The organism is Succinatimonas hippei YIT 12066 (genome assembly GCF_000188195.1).
GTDB classification, from domain to species: domain Bacteria; phylum Pseudomonadota; class Gammaproteobacteria; order Enterobacterales; family Succinivibrionaceae; genus Succinatimonas; species Succinatimonas hippei.
In genome coordinates this window covers 1-5,600 of sequence record NZ_GL831025.1, presented here as the reverse complement: position 1 = coordinate 5,600, position 5,600 = coordinate 1, and the positions used below count along the sequence as shown (strand labels likewise).

4 protein-coding genes are annotated in these 5,600 nt (G+C 45.1%); all 4 read right to left on the bottom strand.

Annotation, left to right across the window (positions count from 1 at the left end; all coding sequences use genetic code 11):
• Window positions 1-99: 99 nt before the first annotated feature.
• The 4 genes from mdh to lpxC all read right to left on the bottom strand — a co-directional run bounded on the left by mdh (window position 100) and on the right by lpxC (window position 5,250).
• Window positions 100-1,059, bottom strand: coding sequence for a malate dehydrogenase (mdh, locus tag HMPREF9444_RS07060; protein WP_009143718.1), 960 nt, complete (start codon window positions 1,057-1,059; stop codon window positions 100-102).
• 136 nt (window positions 1,060-1,195) lie between these two features.
• A complete protein-coding gene (locus HMPREF9444_RS07055; RefSeq protein ID WP_009143717.1) occupies window positions 1,196-3,757 on the bottom strand; it encodes a bifunctional aconitate hydratase 2/2-methylisocitrate dehydratase in 2,562 nt (853 codons plus the stop codon).
• A 17-nt stretch (window positions 3,758-3,774) separates the two neighbouring features.
• A complete protein-coding gene (ampD, locus tag HMPREF9444_RS07050; RefSeq protein ID WP_009143716.1) occupies window positions 3,775-4,311 on the bottom strand; it encodes a 1,6-anhydro-N-acetylmuramyl-L-alanine amidase AmpD in 537 nt (178 codons plus the stop codon).
• Window positions 4,312-4,314: 3 nt separating this feature from the next.
• Window positions 4,315-5,250, bottom strand: coding sequence for a UDP-3-O-acyl-N-acetylglucosamine deacetylase (gene lpxC, locus HMPREF9444_RS07045; RefSeq protein ID WP_009143715.1), 936 nt, complete (start codon window positions 5,248-5,250; stop codon window positions 4,315-4,317).
• Window positions 5,251-5,600 lie beyond the last annotated feature (350 nt).

The window sequence follows — 5,600 nt, the reverse complement described above, 5'->3', positions numbered from 1 at the left end:
GATCAGTAAAAACTCGCAACTTTTAGGGTTAAAGCAATAAAAAACGGCAGTATGTAAAAACACGCTGCCGCTTCTTCAATAAATGACGTTATTTGCTAATTACTTGTTGGCCTGAACCCACTCAGTAGCAAAATCAACACCCTTCTTGATGTTGCCGTTTAAAACGTCCTTAAGCTCGTCAAGGCACTTCTGCTCGAAAGCGGAGATCTTGCCGATATCATAGGTCTTGTCCCAGCCTTCAGTGCCAAAACGCAGACGCTGAGCAAAGAACTTGGTGTACTTGCCGTCGCCTTCAGTGTAGCCGTATTCGGTAACACCGGGCTCACCCATCAAGCCGCGAACAACCTTAAGGGCAAAACGTGCACCGGCAGTTGCCATTGACAAGGTAGCAGAACCTGCGCCGACCTTAGCTTCAACAACTTCGGTACCGGCGTTCTGAATACGGGTGGTAAGCTCAGCAATACGCTCGTCGGAAATGACATCAGCGTTAATAACCTGAGAAATCAACGGAAGAATGGTGGTGCCGCTGTGACCGCCGATAACCGGAACAACGGTGCGGGCAGTTGAAACACCAAGCTCCTCGGAGAGGAAGGTCTCAGAACGGAGAACGTCAAGAACGGTTACGCCGAACAAACGGTGCTTATCATAAACACCTTCAGCCTTCAAAACTTCAGCTGCAAGAGGTACAGTTGAGTTAACCGGGTTGGTGATGATGCAGATGCAAGCCTTCGGGCAAACTTTAGCGCAGTTCTTAACGAGGTTTGCAACGATGCCGGCATTAACCTTGAAAAGGTCGTCACGAGTCATGCCGGGCTTACGAGCAACACCTGCCGGAATAACTACAACGTCAGCGCCTTCCAAAGCTTTAGGAAGATCGTCACCGGTGAAGCCGTCAACACATACATCAGTAGGGATGTGGCTTAAATCTTTGGCAACACCCGGAGTGAACGGGGCTACGTCATAAAGGCTTAATTTAGAGCCGGCAGGAAGATTGTTTTTCAAAATCATGGATAAAGGCTGACCGATACCGCCAGCAGCGCCCAATACGGCAACTTTCATGTTCTACTCCTTTAATTAATAAAAAATCTGCTGAATATTTTCCCGTTAAAACGGTAAGTTATTTCTTTGCAGTCACTCTACATTTTAGCAAAACAAATACTCAAGAACGCATTCTTGAGTATTTTACTTTCATATTCTAATCGGCAAAATCAAGCAAAGTATAGACTTCACTCTCTTTTCCGTTCAAAATTTTAAGTTCTTCAAAATATTCCTCAACTGAAGGCATTCTGCCAAGCTTTGCGCATACCGCGGCAAGCTCAGCGCTTGCCAGAAATACGTTGGCTCCTTTGCCTAAACGGTTAGGGAAATTTCTTGTGGAAGTTGAGACTACGGTTGCATTATCACGCACGCGTGCCTGATTTCCCATACATAAAGAGCAGCCCGGGATCTCCATTCTGGCTCCGGCTTTGGCAAATACCGCATATAAGCCTTCATCGCGCAATTCATCCCTATCCATACGGGTAGGAGGAGTCATCCACAAACGAGACTTAACCTCTCCGGTACAGCTCTTAAAGATTTCACCTGCGGCACGGAAATGTCCGATATTGGTCATGCAGGATCCGATAAATACTTCATCAATCTTAGTATTTGTGTATTCAGACAAAAGATGAACATCGTCAGGATCGTTTGGCACGCAGACGATAGGCTCAGTGATTTCACCCATGTCGATTTCAAGAACCGCAGCGTATTCACAATCAGGATCGGCGTAAATAAGCTTCGGATCCTTTATCCAAGCCTCCATTGCCTCAGCACGGCGCTGCAAAGCATCTTTCGACTCATAACCGTCATTTGCCATCTGACGCAAAAGTGCGGCATTTGAGCGCAGATAAGCGCAAACACTATCTTTGCTAAGAGCGATAGCGCAAGCTGCTGCAGAGCGTTCAGCGGAAGCATCGGCAAGCTCAAAGGCGTGTTCGCAGGATAAATCCTCAAGACCTTCGATTTCCAAAATCTTTCCGGAGAAAATATTTTTCTTGCCTTTTTTGTCTACAGTCAAAAGTCCCTTTTTAATTGCAAAATACGGAATGGCATGCACTAAGTCGCGCAAAGTAATACCCGGACGACGCTTACCGACAAAACGCACCAAAACCGATTCTGGCATATCAAGCGGCATCATTCCTGCAGCCGCGGCAAAAGCTACAAGACCGGAACCTGCCGCAAAAGAAATTCCTATCGGCATTCTGGTATGGGAATCGCCGCCAGTACCTACGGTATCGGGCAATGCCATACGGTTAAGCCAGCTGTGAATAACGCCGTCGCCCGGACGTAAAGCGATACCGCCGCGCTGTTCCATGAACCCCGGCAAAGATTTCTGCATCTTGATATCAACAGGCTTAGGATAAGCCGCGGTATGGCAAAATGACTGCATCACAAGATCGGCAGAGAATTTAAGGCAAGATAAATCCTTAAGCTCATCCCGGGTCATAGGACCGGTTGTGTCCTGAGAACCGACAGTCGTAATCTTAGGTTCACAATACTCACCGGGGCGCACACCATAAACACCGCAAGCTTTGCCCACAATCTTCTGTGCACGGGTATAACCTTTGGTACTTTCCGGGGCCTTGGGATTAGGAATAAAAACATCACTCTTTGGCAAATTTAAAGCCGCACGGGCTTTATCGGTAAGAGATCTGCCGATAATAAGCGGAATACGGCCTCCGGCTTTTACTTCATCCAAAAGATTCTGGGTTTTAAGCTTGAAGCTTGATAAGACCTTATCACTGTCATGTGCGCAAACTTTGCCTGCATACGGATAAAGGTCGATGACATCGCCCATATTAAGCGCGCTGACATCACACTCAATCGGCAAAGCACCTGAATCTTCCAAAGTATTGTAGAAAATCGGGGCAATCTTGCCGCCTAAAACAAAGCCGCCGGCTTTTTTATTGGGAGTACCGGGAATTTCATTACCGATATACCAAATAAGTGAATTTGCAGCGCTCTTGCGTGATGAACCGGTACCTACGACATCACCTACGTACACAAGAGGAAAACCTTTTTGTTTAAGCTCATTAATAAGTTTTACCGGACCGCGAATGCCTTCTTCATCAGGAGTAAGCCCGGGACGGGAGTTCTTAAACATGGCAAGGGCATGAAGCGGAATATCAGGGCGCGACCAGGCATCGGTTGCAGGAGAAAAATCATCGGTCGTAGCTTCGCCGGATACTTTAAATACGGTTAAAGTGATCTTTTCAGGTAAGCCTTGCTTTTGAGTAAACCATGTAGCGTTTGCCCAGTTATTCATCAAAACCTTAGCGCCTTGTACGCCCTTTTGCGCTAAATCCTTAACTTTATTAAAAGCGTCATACACCATGATGGTATCGGAAAGAGCGCTGACGGCAGCATCGGACAGTTTTTCATCATCAAGAAGATTAATCAGATGGTCGACATTAAACCCGCCTTTCATTTTGCCCAAAAGCGTAACAGCCTCAGCAGGAGAAATTAAAGCGCAGATAATTTTTCCTTTAACGATGTCATTTAAAAACTCTGCTTTGACTGCGGACGCGTCATCGACTCCGGGTAAAACTCTTTCCTGCAGCAATTCCAAGAGTTCTTTATTGTCGGCATTGGAAGGATCGGCAAGCAGCAAACATAATGCTTTGGTTTCATCTGCAGTAAGAGCCAAAGGAGGGATCCCTAATTTGGCACGTTCCGCCGCGTTTTTATGATATTCATTTAAAAAGTTTTGTGCACTCATTTTTGCTGTCCTTTAAGTTAAAAATCCGGACTTAATTTACTAAAATCAAAAAAAGGCCCCGGATCGGTTTTACGGCCCGGTGCGATATCGCTGTGACCCGCGATACGGTTTTGGATTTGCGGATAAGTTCGGCGCAATGCCTTTACCGCAGCGTTGAGACTTTGATACTGCTTGTCGGTATAGGCTTCAAAGTCCGTCCCCTCAAGCTCAATCCCAACGGAAAAATCATTACATTCGACTTCACCATTATAAGCCGAACGCCCTGCGTGCCAAGCTCTATCTAAAAATGACACATATTGGGTAATAATCCCTTGTCTATTTATAAAAAGGTGAGTCGATACTTCAAGCTTATAAATGCCTGCAAAATAAGGATCGGCATTTTTATCAAGAGTCCCGGTAAAAAGATCATCAATATAATGTCCCCCGAAAATACCCGGCGGTAAAGAAATACCGTGAATAACAATAAGGGAGATATTAAAAGGCTTTTTTCGGGCATTAAAAAAAGGAGTAGGCACTTGCCTTACTCCTTCCATCCATCCGGCAACTATACGCATTGACTATGCCTTAGCAAAGTGCATGACGTTGCTGCCGATAAAATCGATTCCTGCATTCTCCTGCTCGCGGGAAGACAAAGTTACCACTTCATAATTCTTGCTGTCGGAAAGCAAAGCGTGCAGCAGACGATTATTTAAGGTGTGTCCGGTCTTATATGCCGAAAAAGCACCCAAGATACTGTGACCTTCCATATAAAGATCGCCTACGGCATCAAGCATCTTATGCTTAACAAACTCGTTGGGATAACGCAGACCGTCAGGATTTACCACGCGATAATCATCAAGCACGACGGCGTTTTCCAAAGATCCGCCTAAAGCAAGATTGTGGGCATGCATATACTCAACGTCACGCATAAAGCAGAATGTGCGGGCACGTGAGAGTTCTGAAGCAAAACCGCGGCCTGAAAAATCAAAGGAAAAATGCTGCAATTCTTTTTCCATTGCAGGGTGATTGAAGTCAATCGTCAAATCAAGCTTAAAGCCGTCATCGCAAGGATTGAGCTCTGCCCATTTTTCTTTATCTTCAACTCTTACTTTGCGCAGTACTCTGAAAAAGCGTTTGGGAGCATCCAGCTCAACGGTACCGACAGACTCAAACAAATAGATAAAAGGCTGAGAAGAACCGTCAAGAACCGGAAGCTCAGGCGCGTTTACATCGACAAACAAATTATCGATACCGAAAGCCGAAAGAGCGGCGGTTAAATGCTCAACCGTGGAAATACGCACACCTTCGGCATTAACTAAAGCCGTGCATAACTGAGTGTCACGAACGGAATCGGCATCACATTTCATGATGACGGGAGGATTAAGATCGGTTCTGGTATAAATAATTCCGGTATCAGCCGGAGCGGGGCGGAAAGTAACCTGCACCTTAGTTCCCGAGTGAAGTCCGATGCCGGTTGTAGAAATCTCTTTTGCTACAGTACGCTGTTTTACCATCAGCTTTAAGTCCCCTGAATACTGGCTCAAGACCCTATTATTTTAATACAGATTTAGGATCTAAGTTTACGGATATTCATTAATCGAAAAAGAAAATCGCTTTTTTCTATAATTTTTACATACATAATTGTACAGTAAAGATTTTTTTTTGCAAGAAATGAATCAACGGCTTAAAAAGATTACTCGCAATACCTGCTGACAATTAAGAATTTTCGTAAAAAATAAATCGTATTTTCAACCGATATCAAAAACTACAAAACGCAACAATGCTATATTCTTCTTGCCGGTAATACGAAAAAGCCCCACGGGCAAGGCACCCGAACTCTGCTGTTCTAGATAGAAATAAAAGA

Excerpts from the sequence above, each read along its gene's own strand:
- ampD (WP_009143716.1), bottom strand. The coding sequence starts at position 4,311 with ATGCGTATAGTTGCCGGATGGATGGAAGGAGTAAGGCAAGTGCCTACT.
- HMPREF9444_RS07055 (WP_009143717.1), bottom strand. The coding sequence starts at position 3,757 with ATGAGTGCACAAAACTTTTTAAATGAATATCATAAAAACGCGGCGGAA.
- mdh (WP_009143718.1), bottom strand. The coding sequence starts at position 1,059 with ATGAAAGTTGCCGTATTGGGCGCTGCTGGCGGTATCGGTCAGCCTTTA.
- lpxC (WP_009143715.1), bottom strand. The coding sequence starts at position 5,250 with ATGGTAAAACAGCGTACTGTAGCAAAAGAGATTTCTACAACCGGCATC.